Below are 22,690 nucleotides of genomic sequence, written 5' to 3'. Positions count from 1 at the left end.
AATTGCTTATTTAAACCATGACGCAAACTTATAACGCTGATGCCATTGAGGTACTCACTGGGCTTGAGCCGGTACGCCGTCGCCCTGGGATGTACACCGATACGACCCGTCCGAACCATCTTGGACAGGAAGTGATTGATAACAGTGTGGATGAAGCACTGGCGGGCCACGCGAAACGCGTGGACGTGATCTTACATGCCGACCAGTCTCTGGAAGTCATTGATGACGGACGCGGCATGCCAGTAGACATTCACCCTGAAGAGGGCGTTCCGGCGGTTGAGCTGATCCTCTGTCGTCTGCACGCGGGCGGCAAGTTCTCCAACAAGAACTACCAGTTCTCCGGTGGTCTGCACGGTGTGGGGATCTCCGTTGTTAACGCCCTGTCCAAACGTGTGGAAGTGAACGTACGCCGCGATGGGCAGGTATACAACATCGCGTTTGAGAATGGCGATAAAGTGCAGGATTTACAGGTTGTCGGTACCTGCGGCAAACGCAATACCGGGACCAGCGTGCACTTCTGGCCGGATGAAAGCTTCTTTGACAGCCCGCGTTTTTCTGTTTCGCGCTTAACGCACGTACTGAAAGCCAAAGCGGTACTGTGCCCGGGCGTTGAAATCACCTTCAAGGATGAGGTCAACAACAGCGAACAGCGCTGGTGCTACCAGGATGGTCTGAATGACTATCTGAGCGAAGCGGTGAATGGCCTACCGACGCTGCCGGAAAAACCGTTTATCGGTAATTTCAGCGGTGAGACGGAGACGGTGGACTGGGCGCTGCTCTGGCTGCCGGAAGGCGGTGAGCTGCTGACCGAAAGTTATGTGAACCTGATCCCAACTATGCAGGGCGGGACGCACGTCAACGGTCTGCGTCAGGGTCTGCTGGATGCGATGCGCGAGTTCTGCGAATACCGCAATATTTTGCCGCGCGGCGTGAAGCTGTCGGCGGAAGATATCTGGGATCGCTGTGCTTACGTGCTGTCGGTAAAAATGCAGGATCCGCAGTTTGCCGGACAAACCAAAGAACGCCTCTCTTCGCGTCAGTGTGCGGCGTTTGTTTCTGGCGTGGTGAAAGATGCCTTCAGCCTGTGGCTGAACCAGAACGTACAGTCAGCCGAACTGCTGGCTGAGATGGCGATTTCCAGCGCCCAGCGTCGTCTGCGTGCGGCGAAAAAAGTGGTGCGTAAAAAGCTGACCAGCGGTCCGGCGCTGCCGGGTAAACTGGCGGACTGTACTGCACAGGATCTTAACCGCACCGAACTGTTTCTCGTCGAAGGTGACTCCGCAGGTGGTTCCGCCAAACAGGCGCGCGATCGTGAATATCAGGCGATCATGCCGCTCAAAGGTAAGATCCTCAATACCTGGGAAGTATCTTCTGATGAAGTTCTGGCGTCTCAGGAAGTGCACGATATTTCGGTGGCGATCGGTATCGATCCGGACAGCGACGATCTGAGCCAGTTGCGTTACGGTAAGATCTGTATCCTGGCGGATGCGGACTCCGATGGTCTGCACATCGCCACGCTGCTGTGCGCACTGTTTGTGAAGCACTTCCGCACGTTGGTGAAACACGGTCACGTGTACGTGGCGCTGCCGCCGTTATACCGTATCGACCTCGGTAAAGAGGTGTATTACGCGCTGACGGAAGAAGAGAAAGCGGGCGTACTGGAGCAGTTAAAGCGCAAGAAAGGTAAGCCGAACGTGCAGCGCTTTAAAGGACTGGGTGAAATGAACCCGATGCAGCTTCGTGAAACCACGCTGGATCCGAACACCCGTCGCCTGGTGCAGCTCATTATCGATGATGAAGACGATCAGCGCACCAACGCAATGATGGATATGCTGCTGGCCAAGAAGCGTTCTGAAGACCGTCGTAACTGGTTGCAAGAGAAAGGCGACCTGGCGGATCTCGAAGGCTAATTGACCGTTGAATGCCGGAAAAGCAACGTGCTTTCCGGCGTTATTGTTTATGCCGCTTGCGATACTGCAACGGCGTCTCGCCAATGCCTTTACCGAAGGCGCTGATGAAGTATGTTACCTCTGAAAATCCCACCTTTTGAGCAATCTCCCGCACGCTGATTTCACTGTGTAACAGCGCTTCACAGGCTTTGCGTAACCGCAGCGTATTGAGATAGTCGAGAATGCTCTCGCCCGTTTCCATCTGGAAGCGGCGGGATACATAGCTTTTGGATTTATCCAGTTCCTGCGCCAGCGCCGCCAGACTAAATTTGTGGGTGTAATGCTCATCCAGCCAGAACATCACCTGACTGGCAATTCCGCTGCTAATTTCCGGCATATTGCCATTATCGTCAGGTAACAGGCTGAATAAATTGACTAACAGACAGGCAACCTGCTCAGTGCTCAGCGGTTTCTGAGCGGCCATTTTTTCATAACGGCTGAAGAGAAAATCAACATGTGGATGAACATCCGCCGCGTCGACGACCCATGCTTCACTGCCGCGAATGCTCAGATTTTGCAGATGCTGTTGAGTATGCGGCAAGTCGCGTAGCACCTTCAGTACCGCATGTTGATCGAGATGAATAATGGTACGTCGATAACCATCCCGCGCCTGCTCATCGACCCAGATCTTGTGTAGGGTAAACGGCGGGAAAAAGAACATTCGTCCCGGTCGCATGGTGTATTGCTTATGGTCAACCGTAACCACGCCAAAGCCTTCTTCCACATACAGCACTTCCAGACACTGATGCCAGTGGTGATAACGCACCGTATTGGCGAATAAACGGCTGAACGACGCAACCGCATCATTAAGGGCGATCAGCTCCAGACGTTCTTGCGGTGAGGATAAAGTCATAGTGCAATAAATTTAAATTTTTGCCGCCGAATGGTAATTTATAAACCCTATTTTTAAATTTTCTCAATCACTGTTTTACTTTAATTCTGGTGCTGTGATTGACGTAACATTTCTGCTGCTCAGCGATTCACTATTCTTTAGCCACTTAATTCAGAGGGGCAGATTATGTGGTCAGCAACTGAAGAAAAATCAAATCCATTGTCATCACGCGAAGACGTAACGTGTGCGGTTAACGCCATTTTACGTGCGCTGGATCGGCAGTTTCCGGCGGGACAGGCTCAGTTTTCTCTTGGCAATACCTGTTCTCACTACAGCGCGGATATTGCCTGTATGGAAGGGCTTTCCCGGGCGTTGTGGGGGCTATTTCCTCTGATGGCAGGCGGGGCTAAAGTGCCGTTTGCCGAAAAGTACATTCAGGCGATAAAACTCGGTACTGACCCACAAAGCCCACATTACTGGGGAGACACCGGTCCTTATGATCAGCGTCTGGTTGAGATGGCTGCTTATGGCCTGGGTCTGGCATTGTTACAGACGCAATTAACGCAGCATTTCTCCCTGAGCGAACGCGAGAATCTGCACCGCTGGCTGAATCAGATAACCGACTCGCAAATGCCGGACAGCAACTGGAACTACTTTGCGATTATCGTTCAGCTTGGTTTCAAGCGTGCAGGTCTGCCTTACGATCAGGCAGCTATCGATCGCCGCTTTGAGCTGATGGAAGCCTACTATCTTGGTGACGGTTGGTATTCCGATGGTCCCGGTCGACCGAAAGATTACTACATCTCAATGGCTTTTCACTTCTACGGTCTGTTGTATGCCACCCTCAGCCCGGATGACACCGAACGCGCTGTCGTTCTGCGTGAACGTTCGCGCTTGTTTGCCGAAGATTTTATTTACCTGTCCGCCGCTGACGGCGCATCGGTGCCGTTTGGCCGCAGCCTGACCTACCGCTTTGCCATGGTTGCTTTCTGGAGCGCGGTGGCGTTTGCCGAACTGGATGTTCTTTCGCCAGGCATAATCAAAGGGGTGATCCTGCGTCATTTGCGCTGGTGGCAGAAGCAGCCGATTTTCGATCGTGATGGCATTCTGACGCTGGGGTTTGCCTACCCGAATCTGGCGATGTGTGAAGACTACAACTCGCCGGGATCGCCTTATTGGGCATTGAAGGTTTTTTTGATTCTTGCACTGCCGGAGGATCATCCATTCTGGCAGGCTGAAGAGCTGGCGCTACCGCAACTCGTTGAAAAACGCGTTATCCCCCATGCTGCGCAGATCCTGCAGCATAGTGAGCATTCTGAGCATGTCATGATGTTGACCTCAGGCCAGCTTGAACTGAACAACTACGTTAATACCGAAGCCAAATACACCAAATTTGCCTACTCCAGCCGCTTTGGTTTCACCATTGAGCGCGGCCGTTACGGCATCAAACATGCAGCCTGTGACTCTATGCTGCTGTTGGCGGACGGCGATGGCTACTATCGTGGCCGTCGTCAGTGCGACGAGGTTCGGGTCGATGAGAATTTTATCTGGTCCCGCTGGTCTCCCTGGCATGACGTAATGATTGAGACCTGGCTTGTCCCGTTTGGCGAATGGCATCTTCGCCTGCACCGTATTAACAGTGCGCACACGCTGCAAACGGTGGAAGGGGGATTTGCGGTGATGAAAGCCGAGCCTCGGTTATGTGAGCGTGGATGCCTCCTTGCGGCATGCAACGGAACCAGCGTTATCGTTGATCTGTCGCCGTCCATAGTTCGCCAGCCAGACAGCGTGGTCACGCCGCCGAACAGTAGCATCATGTTCCCTGAATGTGCGTCGATTCCTGTGTTGACCAGCGAAATCCCGCAGGGCGAAAGCTGGCTTTGCTGCGCCGTGAGTGCCAGCGGGCAGCAAAGACAGTACTCAGCCGTTCCGCAGCTATCCATCAACAATAACCAGGTTGTTATTCAGCAACCTGAAAGTGCGCGCCAGTTGTCGTTCTTTTTATAGCGAGGGTGGTATGAAAAATAATTCAACGGGAAATCGGACTGAATATTATAAAATAAGCAGTTTTATATTCCTTTATTTCTTTACCTGGTCCGCAAGTATTGGTTTGTTGGCTATCTGGTTGGGGCAAAAAGCGCAGTTGAGCGGTACGGCGATCGGCACCGTATTTGCTGTGAACGGTATTTTCTCGGTTATTCTGAAGCCTATTTATGGCTATATCCTCGATAAAATAGGTATGAGCAAATATCTGCTCTATTTCGTCGTAGTGATGTCAGCGTTAATGGCACCGTTTTTTATTTATATCTATCAGCCATTATTACTCTCCAATACCATGCTGGGTATTATAGTTGGCGCGATTTACTTGAGCTTTGCGTGGTATGCCGGGGTGGCGGCCTGTGAATCTTATTCTGACCGCTACAGCCGTCTGAACGGCATGGAGTTTGGGCAGATCCGTATGTGGGGGTCGCTTGGCTGGGCGGTGGCGTCATCGTTCTCTGGCCTGCTGTTTAACCTCTCACCGGCCTATAACTTTATGCTCGGCAGCCTGACGTCAGTGGTGATGCTGGTTGTTCTGGTGAGTCTGAAAGTCAATGTCAATGCGGCCAACGCCTCGGAGGTGATAACTAAAGAGAAAATCTCCCCGACGGATGTTTACGCCCTGCTGCGTAATCGCAAATTTTGGGCATTCTGCCTGTACGTTGCGGGCGTGGCGTGGATGATGTTTATCGCGGAGCAGCAGTTCTCCCGCTACTTCGTCACTTTCTTTGCCGATGTACATGAAGGGAACGCCGTCTTTGGTTATCTGGGCACAGTGCAGTCGGGAATGGAATTTGTCATGTACATGGTCATTCCGCTATTCGTCAATTATATTGGCGCGAAGCGTGGTCTGCTGATTGTTGGGACGCTGGTGGGCGCGCGATTGGTGATATCTGGGCTATGTGACTCTCATTTATTAATTTCTGTGCTGAAGCCGCTATACGGCCTGGAGATCTGTTTATTACTGGTTTCCGTCTTCAAATATATTGCCGAGCATTTTGATAAACGTGTCAATGCGACCATGTATTTACTGGGTTATCAGGCGATGCTGTATGTCGGTAACGTGGTGGTTTCCTCTCCTGCCGGATTAATGTACGACCGGATAGGCTTTGAGAAGACATATATCATTATGGGCATTGTGGCGCTGACCTTTACATTGATATCGGCATTTACTTTATCTGCCTGTCAGAGCAAACGTGGCAAAAATATCGCTCTCGATATTGCTGAAAATACCCCTGCAAAATAATTTACGTCATAAGGAACCGAAATATGTTAAATCATATCGTTGAGGAATCGTTGCGCGTATTTCCTGGCAGTCCGGTTAATCCCGGCAGTTTTCAGGATCAAATAAGTTGCGCCAGAGAAGATGTCCTCGAATTGATTAGCCGTCATTTAACGGAATTCGGTGAACAATTTCCTGCCGAAACCTGTGTGCAAGGTTATTACCCACTGACAGAGAATGTGGAATGGACGACCAGCTTCTGGACCGGGCAATTATGGCTGGCGTGGGAAATGAGTGGTGAGAGCAAATTTCGTGAGATGGCGGAGAAGCATGTGCGTTCGTTTGGCATGCGTATTGCCGGACGCCACGATACCAACACCCACGACCTGGGATTCCTCTACACGCTTTCCTGTGTGGCGGCCTGGCGATTGACCGGCAATCGCGATGCTCGAGGTTTTTCCCTGATGGCGGCAGAAGCGCTGTTGGAGCGTTTTCATGAAAAGGCGCAGATCATCCAGGCGTGGGGCGATCTTCGCGATCCCGATCAGGCCGGACGGATGATCATTGATTGCAATATGAATCTGCCGCTGCTGTACTGGGCTAGCGAGCAAACGGGCGATCCGCGTTTTGCGAATGCGGCGAAGGCCCACGTTGCGCAGGCAGCCAAATATCTGATCCGCCAGGATGCGTCGACCTTCCACACCTACTATATGGACGTGCAAACCGGCGCACCGCGTTACGGTAATACGCAGCAGGGCTATGCTGATGATTCTTGCTGGTCGCGTGGGCAGGCATGGGGGATTTATGGTTTTCTGCTGAGCTATATTTACACTGGCGATACACAAATGGTGCAGCTGTCGAAAAAGCTGGCCAACTACTTTCTTAATCGCCTGCCGGAAGATGCCGTTTGCCACTGGGATCTGGCATTAGTCGGAACCGATGCGCTGCGCGATTCATCTTCGGCGGCGATTGCCGTCTGTGGTCTGCTGGAGCTGATTAAACATCTGCCGGTGACCGATCCGGATCGCGAGTGCTACCAGCAGTGGGCGATGGGGATCATGTCTTCGCTGACCAGGCATTATCTGATGGGTAAAGATGAACAGGGGAACGGGCTACTGAAACACTCGGTGTATCACCTGTCGAGCAACAAAGGGGTCGATGAGTGTGCAAGTTGGGGGGATTATTTCTACGTTGAAGCGTTAATGCGCTTCACTCAGAGCTGGAAGCTCTACTGGTAAGGAGTGCCCGGTGGCGCTGCGGTTGAATGCCGGATGGTGGCCTAAAACGCCTCATCCGGCAAATCGACAACCTTAAATACCCGACTCCAGAATTCGAATATTCATGTCCAGCACGTCACCTTTCACGGCTTCGCTGTAGGCTTTCATATGCGGGGTCTGCAAATGCGCTTCAAGATGCGCGATGCTTTCCCACTGCTCAACCATCACGATTGAATCTGGCGCTGTGGTCTGAAAACTCACACCTGCGGCATGATCCACCATCGGCGCATAGCCGTGGCAGCCTTCTTCTTTCAGTACGGTCGGAACGATTTTAGCAAACTGATCCAGTACCGCCTGGCGGTGATGTTGACCTGGACGTGTACGGATTTCTGCAATAACGGTAAGCATGGTTAACTCCTTCTAATTCCAGGTTACCAGTTAACCAAAAATTTCGGTCAGATGCTTGCGATATTCTGCGATATAGCGCGGGACGTCCGGCATTTTAATCACATCATTGGTGATAAAGGTCGGCAGCGCTTCCATTCCCAGGAACTGGTTTGCTTTATGGAACGGGAGATAGACGCCATCAACACCAACGCCATGGAAGAACTGGTCTTTTTCAGTGAAGGCTTCCATCGGTGCGTTCCAGGTCAGGGACAGCATGTATTTTTTGCCCTGAATCAGCCCGCCGGAGCCATATTTTTTAGAGGCATCTGAACGTGTGCGGCCATCGCTGGCGTACAGCGTGCCGTGACCTTCGGTAAACACGTCATCGATGTATTTTTTCACGGTCCACGGTGCGCCCATCCACCAGCCTGGCATCTGCCAGATAACCGCATCGGCCCAGACGAAATTCTGCACTTCTGTTTTTACGTCATAATCGCTGTCCGCGCGTACGACTTTAACATCATGCCCGAGGTCGCGCAGGATACCGTCCGCGACCTCGGTCAGGGTGTCATTCAGTTGGCCATTAGAATGGCCGAATTTTTTCGCCCCGTTGATAATCAGAATGTTGCTCATTTTGTGTCCTCAAGGAAATACGTTTGAGGACGATTTTACCCCCACCAGCGGTGCGGTGAAATTAGCAAAATGTGCAAAGTCTTTTGCTATTTGAGCAATAATAATGCAGTTACCAACTGACCTTAGCTTCAAAGCCACCTTCCGAAGCGTTGCCAAACGAGGCTGACATTCCATGCAATGTTGCGATACGGCGGACAATTGACAGGCCGAGACCGCTGCCGGTCACGCTTTGTCCTGGTGGACGATAAAAACGTTCACCGATGTGTGTAAGTACCTCCGGCGCAACGCCAGGACCATTATCTTTGACGCTGAAATTGCGGGCGTTGAGCGTCACTTCCACAATGCTCCCCTGCGGACTGTAGCGAATGGCATTATCCAGCAGATTTCGTACCATCAGGCTCAGCAACAGCGGCTGTCCTGTGCGCATAATATTGTGTGCGTTAATCTGCAAACGTACGTCAATGTGCGCCTGCTGGGCCGGGTGGTAGATATCCATCACCGCGGATTGCAGTAGCTCCTCCAATGAAATTTCCGCCACATCCTGAAGATTATCGAGGGAGTCGAGGCGCGAAAGCGTCAGGAGCTGATCGACCAGTCGGGTGGCGCGTTCAATTCCCGCATGTAGCTGCGCCAGCGCTTTTTCCCGCGTTTGCGGGTCGTCGTCTGACAGTTGCACCACTTCGGTTTGCACCTTCAGCGCGGTCAACGGACTGCGCAGCTCATGGGCGGCATCAGAAGTGAAGCGGCGTTCACGCACCATCATTGAGTGGATGCGGGTAAACAGCTGATTTAGCGATTCAACCAGCGGGCGCACTTCGCTTGGCACACCTTTCGAGTCGAGCGGCTCTTCTGATTCCGGGGCGCGCCAGCGCAGAGCTTGCGCCAGTTTTTTTAGCGGCCTGAGTTCGCGACTCAGCATGACCACCAGGATCAGCAACATCAGCGGCAGCGCAACCAGCCATGGGGTTAATTGTGCAGTAAGGATCGACAGCGCCATATCCTCCCGATATTCCCACTCCTGGCCCACCACAATGCGATATTTCCCATCAGCGGAATTCAGCCACAGGAAGCGCCAGGAATCGCTGTCGCCCCTGAGTTGGCCGTCGCTAAACCCTTCCCGGCTGTAGCTGTAGGGAATATCCTGGCCATTATCGCCATCGTGTAGCACCATTTTGCCGTCGGTGGAGTAGATGGCAAACGCCAGTGCGTCGTCATCAATATGGCCATGCTTCAGTTTCTTTGGCGTGCGGGCCATATTGCTTGAGGTGGTGACATCGCTGATATCCAGCGTGCTAAGCCGCTTGGCGAACAGCATCAGCTGGGTATCAAACAGCTCATCGACATTATCGGTAGTCTGCCTCCAGGCCACAAAACTGGATACGGCCCAGGTGGCTGATGCCAGAATCAGAAAAATAAGCGTTAGCCTGACGCGCAGGCTGAGGCGTTGTGTGAGTTTCATGCGTCACCCAGGGTGTAGCCAATGCCATGCACGGTACGGATAAAGTCGCTGCCGAGCTTACGGCGTAAGTGATGAACGTGGACCTCAACCGCATTGCTGGAGACATTTTCGTCCCAGGTATACAGTTTTTCTTCAATCAGTTTGCGGGGCAGGACGCGACCTTTGTTGCGCATCAACAGTTCCAGCAGTGCGAACTCTTTAGGTTTGAGTGACAAAGGTTCACCCGCCGCCGTGGCGACCAACGCGCCGGGATCGAGCGTTACCTGGCCATGGCGCAATGTGTTGCTGGCCTGGCCGCTGGCACGACGCACCAGCGCCTCCAGTCTGGCAGCAACTTCGATCAGCGCAAAGGGTTTACACAGATAGTCATCTGCGCCCAGGCGCAGGCCTTCAACGCGTTCCGCCAGCGCGTCGCGAGCGGTCAGAATCAGTACCGGCTCCTGCTTCCCGTTAGCTCGCCATTCGCGCAAAATGTCCCGTCCGTCTATGCCTGGCAGTGTCAGGTCGAGGATTACCGCATCATAAGGTGCGCTGTAGAGTGCTTCTTTCCCCTGGCGACCTTCGGTAAACCAGTCAATGCTGAAACCCATTTTACTCAGACCTGTTTTCAGGCCATCGCCAATCAACGTGTCATCTTCGATCAGTAAAATACGCATATGTTCTTCCCTGCGATACCTCATTTGCAGTCAGTAAACCTGTGGCTACAGTCTCTGTACAGTAAAAAAAGTATCTTTTTTTGCCTTAAGAACTTGTTAAGGATTAACTTATTTAATAGTCGTAAACCAACATGAAAGGGAGACATGACGATGAAAAAATTAGCTGCAATGGTTGCCGTAATGGCACTGTGTTCCGCACCTGTTCTGGCAGCTCAGCAGGGCGGCTTCTCTGGGCCAACGACAACCACTACGCAGAGCCAAAACGGCGGATTTGTCGGCCCGAACGGTAGCAGCACGACAGTAGAAAGCGCCAAATCACTGCGTGATGACACCTGGGTTACCCTGCGCGGGAACATCGTTGAGCGTATTTCCGACGACCTGTATGTGTTTAAAGATGCGACCGGCACGGTGAATGTGGATATCGACCACAAGCGCTGGAACGGCGTAACCGTCACACCGCAGGATGTGGTTGAAATCCAGGGTGAAGTGGATAAAGACTGGAACTCCGTTGAAATCGACGTGAAACAGATTACCAAAGTTGCTAAGTAATCCCCATCAGGGCCGCGTCCGCGGCCCTTTTCTTTGTGACTCAACACGCCAGATAGGGTAGTATCTGCGGCAATATTGCCCTTCAATAGAGGGGTACAAAGTTGAGGAACCACGATTAATGAGCGATATGGCAGAGCGCCTGGCGCTGCATGAATTCACGGAAAACGCCTATCTGAACTATTCCATGTACGTCATCATGGATAGGGCGTTGCCGTTTATTGGCGATGGTTTGAAACCCGTTCAGCGTCGCATCGTGTACGCGATGTCCGAACTGGGGCTGAATGCCAGCGCCAAATTTAAAAAATCCGCCCGTACCGTCGGTGACGTGCTGGGTAAATACCATCCGCACGGCGACAGCGCCTGCTATGAAGCGATGGTGCTGATGGCGCAGCCGTTCTCTTACCGTTATCCGTTGGTTGACGGGCAGGGGAACTGGGGGGCGCCGGACGATCCGAAATCCTTCGCGGCGATGCGTTATACCGAATCCCGCCTGTCTAAATATGCGGAAGTCCTGCTGGGTGAACTCGGTCAGGGCACGTCGGACTGGGTGCCGAACTTTGACGGCACCATGCAGGAGCCGAAGATGCTGCCTGCGCGTCTGCCAAATATTCTGCTCAACGGTACGACCGGTATTGCCGTTGGTATGGCAACGGACATTCCGCCGCACAACCTGCGTGAAGTGGCAAAAGCAGCGATTACTCTGATTGAGCAGCCGAAAACGACGCTGGATCAGTTGCTGGATATCGTGCAGGGGCCGGATTACCCGACCGAAGCGGAGATCATTACCTCGCGCGCGGAGATTCGTAAGATTTACGAAAACGGACGCGGCTCCGTACGTATGCGTGCGGTATGGACGAAAGAAGACGGCGCGGTGGTGATTTCCGCGCTGCCACATCAGGTTTCCGGGGCAAAAGTGCTGGAGCAGATCGCTGCTCAAATGCGCAATAAAAAGCTGCCGATGGTAGACGACCTGCGCGACGAATCGGATCACGAAAACCCGACTCGTCTGGTGATTGTCCCGCGCTCCAATCGCGTGGATATGGAGCAGGTGATGAACCACCTGTTTGCCACCACCGATCTGGAAAAAAGTTACCGCATCAACCTGAACATGATCGGTCTTGATGGGCGTCCGGCGGTGAAAAACCTGCTGGAGATCCTCACCGAATGGCTGGCGTTCCGCCGCGATACCGTGCGCCGCCGCCTGAATTATCGTCTGGAAAAAGTGCTCAAGCGCCTACACATCCTTGAAGGCTTGCTGGTGGCGTTTCTCAATATTGACGAAGTAATCGAAATTATTCGTCATGAAGATGAACCTAAGCCAGAGCTGATGTCGCGGTTTGGTATTTCTGAAACCCAGGCTGAAGCCATCCTTGAGCTGAAATTGCGCCATCTTGCCAAACTCGAAGAGATGAAAATCCGCGGCGAGCAGGATGAACTGGCGAAAGAGCGCGATCAGTTGCAGGCCATTCTGGCTTCTGAACGTAAAATGAATAACCTGCTGAAGAAAGAGTTGCAGGCTGACGCTGAGGCCTATGGCGACGATCGTCGTTCTCCGCTGCAGGAGCGCGAAGAAGCGAAGGCGATGAGCGAGCACGACATGCTGCCGTCTGAGCCGGTGACCATTGTGCTGTCCCAGAGTGGCTGGGTGCGTAGCGCGAAAGGCCACGACATCGATGCGCCGGGATTAAGCTATAAAGCGGGCGACAGCTTTAAGTCGGCAGTGAAGGGTAAGAGCAATCAGCCGGTGGTGTTCGTGGACTCGACCGGCCGCAGCTATGCCATCGATCCGATTACGCTGCCGTCGGCGCGCGGTCAGGGTGAACCGCTGACCGGGAAGCTCACTCTGCCGCCGGGCGCGACGGTTGAGCACATGCTGATGGAAGGCGATGATCAGAAACTGCTGATGGCATCGGATGCGGGCTATGGTTTTGTCTGCACCTTCAATGACCTGGTAGCACGTAACCGTGCAGGTAAGGCATTGATTACGCTGCCAGAGAATGCGCGCGTCATGCAGCCGGTGGTGATTGAAGATGAAACCGATATGCTGCTGGCGATTACTCAGGCTGGTCGCATGTTGATGTTCCCGGTGAGCGATTTACCGCAGTTGTCGAAAGGCAAAGGGAACAAGATCATTAATATCCCTTCAGCGGAAGCGGCGAAAGGCGAGGATGGTCTGGCGCAACTTTACGTGCTGCCGCCGCAGAGCACGCTGACTATCCACGTCGGTAAGCGCAAAATCAAACTGCGTCCCGAAGAGTTGCAGAAAGTGACCGGCGAGCGTGGCCGTCGCGGCACGCTAATGCGTGGTCTGCAGCGTATCGACAGCATTGAGATTGACTCGCCTCGACGCGCCAGTCACGGCGACAGCGAAGAATAACGCTACCGTCCGGCTCTCCCTGTTAAAGCCCAGGGAGAGCCAACGTTAAAAATTCCCGTGAAACCGTTGTTTATTCGTGCGTTGCGATTAACAATACGCTTTTCCAGAGAGCCGCCCTTAACAAAGCCCTAACCTGATACCGCGTGATGAATCAGGTGACGTAAAATGCCAGGCTCTTAGGCCTTAGAGGTTGTTATGCTATATATTTTTCGTTTAATTATTACTGTTATTTACTGCGTTCTGGTCTGTATTTTCGGTTGCATATACTGTCTGTTCAGCCCGCGAAATCCAAAACACGTTGCAACGTTCGGTCATATGTTTGGCCGCCTGGCTCCCCTTTATGGTCTGAAGGTCGAGTGCCGCATGCCGGCAGACGCGCAGAACTATGGTAATGCTATCTATATTTGTAACCATCAGAACAACTATGACATGGTTACTGCTGCGAATATCGTTCAACCGCCGACGGTGACGGTAGGTAAAAAAAGCCTGCTGTGGATCCCTTTCTTCGGGCAGCTGTACTGGTTAACCGGTAACCTGCTGATTGACAGAAATAACCGCGCAAAAGCACACAGCACCATTGCTGCCGTGGTTAATCATTTCAAAAAACGCCGCATTTCTATCTGGATGTTCCCGGAAGGAACGCGTAGCCGCGGTCGCGGTCTGCTTCCGTTTAAAACCGGCGCGTTCCATGCAGCGATTGCTGCTGGTGTCCCGGTCATTCCGGTGTGCGTTTCCACAACCTCGAACAAGATAAAATTAAACAGACTCAATAATGGTCTGGCGATTGTCGAGATGTTGCCGCCGGTGGATATTAGCCACTTTGGCAAAGATCAGGTTCGTGAACTGGCAGCACATTGCCGCACGTTGATGGAACAAAAAATCGCAGAGCTCGATAAAGAAGTTGCTGAGCGGGAAGCCGCCGGTAAGGTTTAATCCGCGCAATTCGGGTTTTTTACAGGAAATGACTTCCTGCGTGTTAATAGCCAGTTTTTTATGGAGTTTATATGTCATTCAGTCGGCGTCAGTTCATTCAGGCATCGGGGATCGCACTGTGTGCAGGTGCTGTTCCGCTGAAGGCTAATGCTGCCGGTCAGCAACAACCGTTACCTGTGCCTCCGCTGCTGGAATCCCGCCGGGGGCAGCCGCTATTTATGACGCTGCAACGTGCGCACTGGTCCTTTACACAAGGCACGCGCGCACCTGTCTGGGGAATTAACGGCCGCTACCTGGGACCGACAATTCGCGTCTGGAAAGGGGATGACGTCAAGCTTATCTACAGCAACCGTCTGACTGAGAATGTCTCGATGACCGTCGCCGGGTTACAGGTACCAGGCCCGCTGATGGGCGGCCCGGCGCGCATGATGTCCCCGAATGCTGACTGGGCGCCGGTGCTACCGATTCGCCAGAATGCCGCCACGTTGTGGTATCACGCCAATACGCCAAATCGTACTGCTCAGCAGGTCTATAACGGCCTTGCCGGGATGTGGCTGGTTGAAGATGAAGTGAGTAAATCACTGTCTATTCCCAACCACTATGGCGTGGATGATTTTCCGGTCATTATCCAGGACAAGCGGTTGGACAACTTTGGCATGCCGGAATACAGCGAGCCCGGCAGCGGTGGCTTTGTCGGTGATACGCTGCTGGTCAATGGGGCGCAAAGCCCGTATGTCGAAGTCTCCCGCGGCTGGGTGCGCTTGCGTTTACTGAACGCTTCAAACTCGCGTCGTTACCAGCTGCAAATGAGCGATGGCCGTGCGCTGCATGTGATTTCCAGCGATCAGGGCTTTTTACCTGCGCCCGTTTCGGTGAAGCAGCTTTCGCTTGCGCCTGGCGAGCGTCGTGAGATCCTGGTGGATATGACGAACGGTAATGAGGTCTCTATCACCTGTGGCGAGGCAGCCAGTATTGTCGACAGGATCCGCGGGTTCTTTGAGCCTTCCAGTATTCTCATCTCCACGCTGGTGCTGACTCTGCGTCCAACGGGGCTTCTGCCGCTGGTGACTGACAGCCTGCCAATGCGCCTGCTGCCAACGGAAATCCTCAGCGGTTCGCCGATTCGCAGCCGTGATATCAGCCTGGACGATGACCCTGGCATCAACGGTCAGCTGTGGGACGTCAATCGTATGGATATTACCGCTCAGCAGGGCTCCTGGGAGCGCTGGACGGTGCGGGCGGATATGCCCCAGTCCTTCCATATTGAAGGCGTCTCGTTCCTGATCCGTAATGTGAATGGCGCGATGCCGTTCCCGGAAGACAGAGGCTGGAAAGATACCGTCTGGGTTGACGGCCAGGTTGAATTACTGGTTTATTACGGACAGCCTTCCTGGGCCCATTTCCCGTTCTACTTTAATAGCCAGACGCTGGAAATGGCAGATCGTGGCTCAATCGGACAGATGTTGGTGAACCCGGCGCCGTAATGCGCCGGGATTTCCGTTATGCCCGCCAGAACATGCGCGAGAACAGGATCAGAATGGGGTAAATCTCCAGACGCCCCATGATCATGGCCGCGCACATCAGTAGCTTTGCTTCCTCATTTAAGGTGCCAAATGTTGTGGCGGTGACGCCAAATCCTAGCCCCATATTGTTGATGCAGGCGGCGACGGTGGCAAAAGAGGAGAAGAGATCGTAGCCCATCAGATTGAGCGCCCAGATAAAAAAGCTGGTGAACAAAACGTAGAGAAAGAAAAAGCTCCATACCGAACGCACCACCCGGTCGCTTACCACGCTATTGCCCACTTTAATGTTCAGCAGGGCACGGGGATGCGCGAGCTGGTGTAACTCCTGACGGCACTGCTTGAACATAATCAAAAAACGTAGCACCTTAATCCCCCCGCAGGTCGATCCCACACAACCGCCGAAGAAACTGGCGCTGAGCAGCATGAAGATCGTGTGCGAAGGCCACTGCGCATAATCCGCCGTCGACAGGCCATTATCTGTCAGCATCGAACTTGCCAGAAAAAAAGCATGCACCAGGCTGTCCGTTAATCCGTACATGCCTGCCCGCCAAACTTGCCAGGTGGCGATCAGAGTGACAACCAACGCAATAAGCAAAAAGAAACGCAGTTCGGCATTACGACGAAAGGGTTTGAAGGTACGTTTCACGATAGCCACGTACCAGAGGGTGAAGTTAAACGCGGACAGCAGGGAAAATACCCCAGCGACCAGCTCGATCGCATGGCTGTTATAGAAGCCGATGCTTTCACTGCGAGTGGAAAATCCGCCGAGAGAAACCGTCGACAGCCCGTGGCATAAGGCATCGAAGAACGACATCCCGGTAGCCCAGTAGGCCAGAGTACAGATTAGACCCAGAATGACATAGGTCAGCCACAGCGTACGTGCAGTATCGGCAAGCCTTGGAGTGAGCCGTTCTTCTTTGAAGGGACCCGGCATTTCAGACTGATACAGCTTCATGCCGCCGATACCCAAAAGCGGTAATACCGCCACGGCGAGGACAATAACACCCAGGCCACCAATAAAATTAAGCTGGGCCCGATAGTAGAGATACGACTTCGGCATGGCGCTGACGTCGCCAATTACCGTTGCGCCCGTGGTGGTAATCCCGGAAACCCCTTCAAACAGGGCATCCGCAAAGGAGAGGTTTAAGCCATCGTCCATCCACATCGGCATCGCGCTGATAAACGAAAACAACAGCCAGAACAGGACGATAATAACGAAACCATCTCGTGTTCGCAGTTGAATACCCGCATGTTTGGTTGCCAGCCACGCCCCGCCGCCGAGGGTGAAGAAAGTCATAAATGTGCTGAAAAAAGCGAACAAGCTCCGCTCTTTGTTTAACAAAGCGATGGTCATCGGTGGCAGCATAGAAAAGCTGTAGAGAAGAACCAGAAACCCACACAGGTGAACAACAACCCGTAGCTGGGAAATATGCAGTGAATCGTTGAGTCGCAATGAAAAATCCCCCGCCGAAAAAGAGTTATCTCAGCTGGCCGGCATGGTGTTAATTATGATTGATAAAAATGAGCGTCGTAAAATTTAACAATTTATATAACTTTCTACTGCCCTGGTTCAGACTCCACTTCATTTCTTGTCGACATACAGCGTATAATCCCCGGCCTTTGATTATTTTTTTACCATTTTTGGAAGCATTATGAGCGCAATATCCCTGATCCAGCCGGACAGAGACCTTTTCTCCTGGCCGCAGTACTGGGCTGCCTGTTTTGGCCCGGCACCGTTTTTGCCGATGTCACGCGACGAAATGGACCAACTTGGCTGGGATAGCTGCGACATCATTCTGGTTACCGGCGATGCATACGTCGATCATCCCAGCTTTGGCATGGCAATATGCGGCCGTATGCTGGAAGCGCAGGGCTTTCGTGTAGGGATTATCGCCCAGCCGGAGTGGAACAACAAAGACGATTTTATGCGTTTGGGTAAACCGAACCTGTTCTTTGGTGTGACCGCAGGCAACATGGACTCGATGATCAACCGTTATACCGCCGATCGCCGACTGCGCCATGACGATGCCTACACACCAGACAACGTAGCAGGTAAACGCCCGGACCGCGCCACGCTGGTCTATACCCAGCGTTGTAAAGAAGCATGGAAAGATGTGCCGGTTATTCTCGGCGGCATTGAGGCCAGCCTGCGCCGTACCGCGCACTATGACTACTGGTCTGATACCGTTCGTCGCTCTGTTCTGGTGGATTCCAAAGCCGACATGCTGATGTTCGGCAACGGCGAACGTCCGCTGGTAGAAGTGGCGCATCGTCTGGCGATGGGCGAAACCATCGATCAGATCCGCGACGTGCGTAACACCGCGATTATGGTTAAAGAAGCGCTGCCGGGTTGGAGTGGGGTGGATTCCACGCGTCTCGACACGCCGGGCAAGATTGATCCGATCCCCCATCCGTACGGCGAAGATCTGCCGTGTGCTGACAACAAACCGGTCGCACCGAAAAAGCAGGAAGCGAAAGCGGTAACCGTACAGCCGCCGCGTCCGAAACCGTGGGAAAAAACCTACGTGCTGCTGCCGTCCTTTGAAAAAGTGAAGGGCGATAAAGTGCTGTATGCGCATGCGTCGCGTATCCTGCACCACGAAACCAACCCTGGCTGCGCGCGTGCGCTGATGCAAAAGCACGGCGATCGCTACATCTGGATCAACCCGCCAGCCATTCCGCTGTCTACCGAAGAGATGGATAGCGTCTTTGCGCTGCCGTACAAGCGCGTGCCGCATCCGGCGTATGGCGACAGCCGCATTCCTGCCTATGAGATGATCCGTTTCTCGATCAACATTATGCGTGGCTGCTTTGGCGGCTGTTCGTTCTGTTCGATCACCGAGCACGAAGGCCGCATTATCCAGAGCCGCTCTGAAGACTCGATCATCAATGAAATCGAAGCCATTCGCGACACCGTTCCGGGCTTTACCGGCGTGATTTCCGACCTCGGCGGGCCAACGGCGAACATGTATATGCTGCGCTGTAAGTCACCGCGTGCGGAGCAGACCTGCCGTCGTCTGTCATGCGTCTACCCGGATATCTGTCCGCATATGGACACCAACCACGAACCGACGATTAACCTTTATCGCCGGGCGCGTGATTTGAAAGGCATTAAAAAGATCCTCATTGCTTCCGGTGTGCGCTATGACATCGCGGTTGAAGATCCGCGCTATATCAAAGAGCTGGCGACCCACCACGTTGGCGGCTATCTGAAGATTGCGCCAGAGCATACTGAAGAAGGCCCGCTGTCGAAGATGATGAAGCCGGGGATGGGCAGCTACGATCGCTTTAAGGAGTTGTTCGATACCTACTCTAAACAGGCGGGTAAAGAACAGTACCTGATCCCGTACTTCATCTCCGCGCACCCGGGTACGCGTGACGAGGATATGGTGAATCTGGCGCTGTGGCTGAAACAACGTCGTTTCCGTCTGGATCAGGTACAGAACTTTTATCCATCGCCGCTGGCGAACTCCACAACCATGTATTACACCGGGAAAAACCCGCTGGGTAAAATTGGTTATAAGAGTGAAGACGTGGTGGTGCCGAAAGGTGATAAGCAGCGCCGTTTGCATAAAGCCCTGCTGCGTTACCACGATCCAGCTAACTGGCCGTTAATCCGCCAGGCGCTGGAAGACATGGGTAAAAAGCATCTGATCGGCGGTCGTCGTGAATGTCTGGTTCCGGCGCCTACGCTGGAAGAGATGCGCGAAGCACGTCGCCAGAATCGTCATACCCGTCCGGCGTTGACCAAGCACACCCCGGTGGCGCACCAGCGCCAGACCCCTGCCGCAAACAAAAAACGCGGGAAAGTAGCGGGACGTTAATTTGCTTTGCCCGGTGGTGAAATGCTTATCAGGCCTACGAGCAGCACAGTTTTGTAGGCCGGATAAGGTGCTTGCACCGCCATCCGGCAGAAGTGCTCAGTATTTATGCCTCACGAATTCTGGCCGCTAATGCGGCCAGTTTTGCATCATCCGCCCGTTCATGATCGTGTGATGACAGATACCCTTCATATTGCTCGAAAAATTTGGTCTGCCGCGACTCAATCGGTTTCCAGTGAGTTAGATCGCCAGTGCCGTGCATGGGGCTTAATTTGCTGTGCACATGGTCTACGCCGAAACCTTCGAAGAACATCCCCGTACGACTGACATCCGGGAAAGCCTTATCCAGTTTCTTAGCCACTTTTTGGGTTGCCATCATCAGGTCAGCCAATGCCTGCGGCGGCATATCGAAGGCATAGCTGGGGTAATGCTTTTTCGGGATCACCACGGTAAAACCGTCGGTGTTCGGGAAAATCGACAGAAAAGCCAGATGGTGCTCGTCTTCCCAGACCTTATGGCAGGGGGCTTTACCTTCAACAATTTGACAGAAAATACAGGTCATTCCTTTTCTCCGCAGGTAAGGTGATTCGTCAGGGCGCAGTTAGTTTAGTACAGACCCAACACCTTCCACCACATCAGACCTACGGTGATAAACACCGCCTGGTTAAACAAGCTAATGATAAATCCTGTGCGCCACCAGACGCCCGTTGGAACGTACCCGGCGCCAAACAGGATTGGACCGCGAGCGTGGGTGTACTGGGTGAGCGAGCAGTACAAACTGCTGGTGAAGGCCAGCATTAACGCCGTGGGGGCTGCGGGGATATTCAGATGCAGTCCGACGCCGAGGAAAACGGCGTACAGCGCGGCAATCTGTGCATTACCGCTGGCAAAAAAGTAGTGGGTATAGAAGTAGGCGGCATTCAGCAGCAACAGGACGATCACCCAACTGGTACCGTGCATAGTACTGCTCAGGCTATCGCCGATCAGATTGCCAAACCAGGTAGTGAAACCTAGTTTTTTCAGCTGGTTCGCCATCATCAGCAGCGCGGCAAACCAAATCAGCGTGTCCCATGCGCCTTTCTCGCTTTTCACATCTTCCCAGCTCAGAACGCCGCTTAGCAATAAAATGGACAGTCCCACGAACGAGGCTGTAGTGGCGTCGACGCCTAACGTATCGCCAAAAATCCACAGCACCAGCAGTACGCCGACGGTAACCAGCATTAGCCATTCGCCGCGAGACATACTGCCCATTTCCGCCAGCTCTTTGCGCGCCAGGTTCGGGGCATCCGGCGTGTGCTTTATTTCCGGGCGCACGATCCAGTAGACCAGCAGTGGAACCAGCAGTAAGGATACAAGGCATGGCAGCAGCGCCGCCATAAACCAGCTGCCCCAGGTCAGCGTGACGCCCGCATTGGCCGCCAACTTCACCGCCAACAGGTTGCCGGTATAACCGGTCATAAAGAGCGCGGCGGTGACGTCGTTGACGTTGCCAATGCAGGTGATAAGAAAGGTACCGATTTTACTGCGGGACTCATCTTCCGGGTTCGAATGGAAACTGCGTGCCAGAGAGTCGGCAATCGGATAGATGACGCCGCCGCAGCGTGCTGTATTACTCGGCATTGCCGGGGAGAGGATCAGATCGGCAAAAGCCAGACCATAGGCGAGTCCCAGCGTGCGCTTGCCGAGCAGACGGATCATCTGCAGCGCAATGCGTCGTCCGAGGCCAGTTTTGATAAAACCGCGGGCAATCATAAAAGCCACGACGATAAGCCAGATAAGTGAACTGTTCAGTTCGCTTAGCGCTGTGGTGATAGCGCCGCTGGCGGTTTTATCCCCGGCCGCATAGGCGAGTGCAAAAACCGTAATCCCAATAATGCCAACCGCGCCGATGGGTAAAACTTTTGCCACGATAGAAGCAATCGTCGCAACGAAGATAATTGCCGAATGCCAGGCTGGCGCACTTAACCCGGATGGAGGGGTAAGTTGCCACAGCCCGGCAGAAATGAATGTTATAAGAATTAATGGGAGCCATTTGACTCCGCTACCTTTTTTCTCAGTCACGGTTACGCACCTATGGATATGGTGAATACATTCATCAAATAAATATATTTATTTGATAATTAACAGGTTATGTTGCGCAATGCTGCTCCAGTGACTGCAAGAAATACAACAATATATGTGCGTGAATTGTTTCCTGATATTTCAAATCAGTAAAGGCCCGACGAGAGTGTCGGGCTGGAGGGAAGGGGTTAACCGCCGAACTGGTCCGGGTCTGGCCCCAGACGCTTGCCCTGATCGAGTTTCGCGATTTCGCCTAATTCATCTTTATCCAGGCGGAAGTCCCAGACGTTAAAGTTTTCTGCGATACGCGCAGGGGTGACCGATTTCGGAATCACCACCAGGCCGCTATCCAGATGCCAGCGGATGACAATCTGCGCCGGTGATTTGCCATATTTCTCTGCGAGGTCACGGATTATCTTTTGATCGAAGACGTCTTTGCCGCCCTGCGCCAGCGGGCTCCAGGATTCGGTCTGGATTTTATGTGTGGCGTTCCAGGCGTGCAGCTGGCGCTGCTGCATGAGCGGGTGAAGTTCTATCTGATTAATCACCGGAGGTACGCCGGTTTCATCCATCAGCCGCTGGAGATGGTTGATCTGAAAGTTGCACACGCCGATGCTCTTAATCAGCCCTTCTTTTTGCAGGTCGATCATGTTTTCCCACGCTTCAACGTAGTGGTCGATCGCCGGAACTGGCCAGTGCATCAGGTACAGATCGAGGTAATCAAGCTGGAGTTTCTCCATGCTTTCGAGCAAGGCTTCCCGGGGGCGTTTCTGGTCATCATTCCACAGCTTGGTGGTAATGAATAACTCTTCCCGTGGCACGCCTGCGTCACGTATTGCTTTGCCGACACCTTCTTCGTTTTTGTACGCTGCCGCGGTATCAATTGAGCGATACCCCACTTCCAGCGCTTTATGAATGGCAGTGATGACTTCTTCGTTGCTTGCCTTCCAGACCCCCAGGCCCAGTTGCGGCATGACATTACCATCCTGTAGTTTGATAATGGTTGGAGTGGTCATAATTCCTCCCCTTAA

At 53.2% G+C, this 22,690-nt stretch carries 18 protein-coding genes; 9 read left to right on the top strand and 9 right to left on the bottom strand.

Translation table 11 applies throughout. The features are described from left to right. Nucleotides 1-17 precede the first annotated feature (17 nt). Complete coding sequence (gene parE / locus WN16_RS23700) at nt 18-1,910, top strand: DNA topoisomerase IV subunit B (RefSeq protein ID WP_003024571.1); 1,893 nt, start codon at nt 18-20, stop codon at nt 1,908-1,910. Between the two features lie 40 nt (nt 1,911-1,950). Here the strand turns inward: parE and WN16_RS23695 are convergent, their stop codons facing one another. Then, nucleotides 1,951-2,802, bottom strand: a complete 852-nt coding sequence (locus tag WN16_RS23695) for an AraC family transcriptional regulator (RefSeq protein ID WP_044700874.1) — start codon at nt 2,800-2,802, stop codon at nt 1,951-1,953. A gap of 165 nt (nt 2,803-2,967) precedes the next feature. On the opposite strand from WN16_RS23695, the gene WN16_RS23690 reads away from it, so the two are divergent. The 3 genes from WN16_RS23690 to WN16_RS23680 are packed head-to-tail and all read left to right on the top strand — an operon-like array spanning nt 2,968 to nt 7,281. Continuing rightward, nucleotides 2,968-4,788, top strand: a complete 1,821-nt coding sequence (locus WN16_RS23690) for a DUF2264 domain-containing protein (protein WP_044700872.1) — start codon at nt 2,968-2,970, stop codon at nt 4,786-4,788. Between the two features lie 10 nt (nt 4,789-4,798). Beyond that, nucleotides 4,799-6,067 (top strand): oligosaccharide MFS transporter, encoded by a 1,269-nt coding sequence (locus tag WN16_RS23685; protein WP_044700870.1) that lies wholly within the window; start codon nt 4,799-4,801, stop codon nt 6,065-6,067. Between the two features lie 23 nt (nt 6,068-6,090). Beyond that, nucleotides 6,091-7,281 (top strand): glycoside hydrolase family 88 protein, encoded by a 1,191-nt coding sequence (locus tag WN16_RS23680; RefSeq protein WP_003838151.1) that lies wholly within the window; start codon nt 6,091-6,093, stop codon nt 7,279-7,281. Between the two features lie 72 nt (nt 7,282-7,353). Here the strand turns inward: WN16_RS23680 and WN16_RS23675 are convergent, their stop codons facing one another. The 4 genes from WN16_RS23675 to qseB form a co-directional block, all read right to left on the bottom strand. After that, nucleotides 7,354-7,668, bottom strand: coding sequence for a putative quinol monooxygenase (locus tag WN16_RS23675; RefSeq protein ID WP_003024557.1), 315 nt, complete (start codon nt 7,666-7,668; stop codon nt 7,354-7,356). Between the two features lie 30 nt (nt 7,669-7,698). Next, nucleotides 7,699-8,280 carry an NAD(P)H-dependent oxidoreductase gene (locus WN16_RS23670; protein WP_003838153.1) on the bottom strand — a complete coding sequence of 194 codons (582 nt, stop codon included), beginning with the start codon at nt 8,278-8,280 and terminating at the stop codon, nt 7,699-7,701. Between the two features lie 109 nt (nt 8,281-8,389). Further along, nucleotides 8,390-9,739: a quorum sensing histidine kinase QseC gene (gene qseC / locus WN16_RS23665; RefSeq protein ID WP_003846328.1), complete on the bottom strand. Its 1,350-nt coding sequence runs from the start codon at nt 9,737-9,739 to the stop codon at nt 8,390-8,392. After that, a complete protein-coding gene (gene qseB / locus WN16_RS23660; RefSeq protein WP_003024547.1) occupies nt 9,736-10,395 on the bottom strand; it encodes a quorum sensing response regulator transcription factor QseB in 660 nt (219 codons plus the stop codon). Before qseB ends, qseC begins: the two co-directional genes overlap by 4 nt. A gap of 150 nt (nt 10,396-10,545) precedes the next feature. Between qseB and WN16_RS23655 the strand changes: the two genes are divergently transcribed. From WN16_RS23655 to ftsP, 4 genes are all read left to right on the top strand, one after another. After that, entirely contained in the window at nt 10,546-10,944 is a 399-nt protein-coding gene (locus WN16_RS23655; protein ID WP_003024544.1) for a YgiW/YdeI family stress tolerance OB fold protein, read from the top strand. A gap of 118 nt (nt 10,945-11,062) precedes the next feature. Next, a complete protein-coding gene (gene parC / locus WN16_RS23650; protein ID WP_003024543.1) occupies nt 11,063-13,321 on the top strand; it encodes a DNA topoisomerase IV subunit A in 2,259 nt (752 codons plus the stop codon). 195 nt (nt 13,322-13,516) lie between these two features. Next, on the top strand, nt 13,517-14,254 hold the full coding sequence (plsC, locus tag WN16_RS23645) for a 1-acylglycerol-3-phosphate O-acyltransferase (RefSeq protein ID WP_003024540.1): 738 nt from the start codon (nt 13,517-13,519) through the stop codon (nt 14,252-14,254). A gap of 71 nt (nt 14,255-14,325) precedes the next feature. Continuing rightward, complete coding sequence (ftsP, locus tag WN16_RS23640) at nt 14,326-15,738, top strand: cell division protein FtsP (RefSeq protein ID WP_044700867.1); 1,413 nt, start codon at nt 14,326-14,328, stop codon at nt 15,736-15,738. A gap of 16 nt (nt 15,739-15,754) precedes the next feature. Here the strand turns inward: ftsP and WN16_RS23635 are convergent, their stop codons facing one another. Further along, nucleotides 15,755-17,230 (bottom strand): TrkH family potassium uptake protein, encoded by a 1,476-nt coding sequence (locus tag WN16_RS23635; protein ID WP_044700865.1) that lies wholly within the window; start codon nt 17,228-17,230, stop codon nt 15,755-15,757. 199 nt (nt 17,231-17,429) lie between these two features. Here WN16_RS23635 and WN16_RS23630 point away from each other — a divergent pair, with 199 nt between their 5' ends. Further along, complete coding sequence (locus tag WN16_RS23630) at nt 17,430-19,601, top strand: YgiQ family radical SAM protein (protein ID WP_003024532.1); 2,172 nt, start codon at nt 17,430-17,432, stop codon at nt 19,599-19,601. A 103-nt stretch (nt 19,602-19,704) separates the two neighbouring features. Here the strand turns inward: WN16_RS23630 and WN16_RS23625 are convergent, their stop codons facing one another. From WN16_RS23625 to dkgA, 3 genes are all read right to left on the bottom strand, one after another. Further along, nucleotides 19,705-20,160 carry an HIT family protein gene (locus WN16_RS23625; RefSeq protein ID WP_003024529.1) on the bottom strand — a complete coding sequence of 152 codons (456 nt, stop codon included), beginning with the start codon at nt 20,158-20,160 and terminating at the stop codon, nt 19,705-19,707. A 44-nt stretch (nt 20,161-20,204) separates the two neighbouring features. Continuing rightward, nucleotides 20,205-21,659, bottom strand: coding sequence for a DASS family sodium-coupled anion symporter (locus tag WN16_RS23620; RefSeq protein WP_016150982.1), 1,455 nt, complete (start codon nt 21,657-21,659; stop codon nt 20,205-20,207). 188 nt (nt 21,660-21,847) lie between these two features. Then, nucleotides 21,848-22,675 carry a 2,5-didehydrogluconate reductase DkgA gene (dkgA, locus tag WN16_RS23615; protein ID WP_003024520.1) on the bottom strand — a complete coding sequence of 276 codons (828 nt, stop codon included), beginning with the start codon at nt 22,673-22,675 and terminating at the stop codon, nt 21,848-21,850. Nucleotides 22,676-22,690: the final 15 nt, after the last annotated feature.

The organism is Citrobacter sp. ABFQG, assembly GCF_004322975.1.
Classification (GTDB): Bacteria; Pseudomonadota; Gammaproteobacteria; order Enterobacterales; family Enterobacteriaceae; genus Citrobacter; species Citrobacter freundii.
The sequence above is the reverse complement of the archived record's forward strand: the minus strand, read 5'-3'. Positions and strand labels throughout refer to the sequence as shown.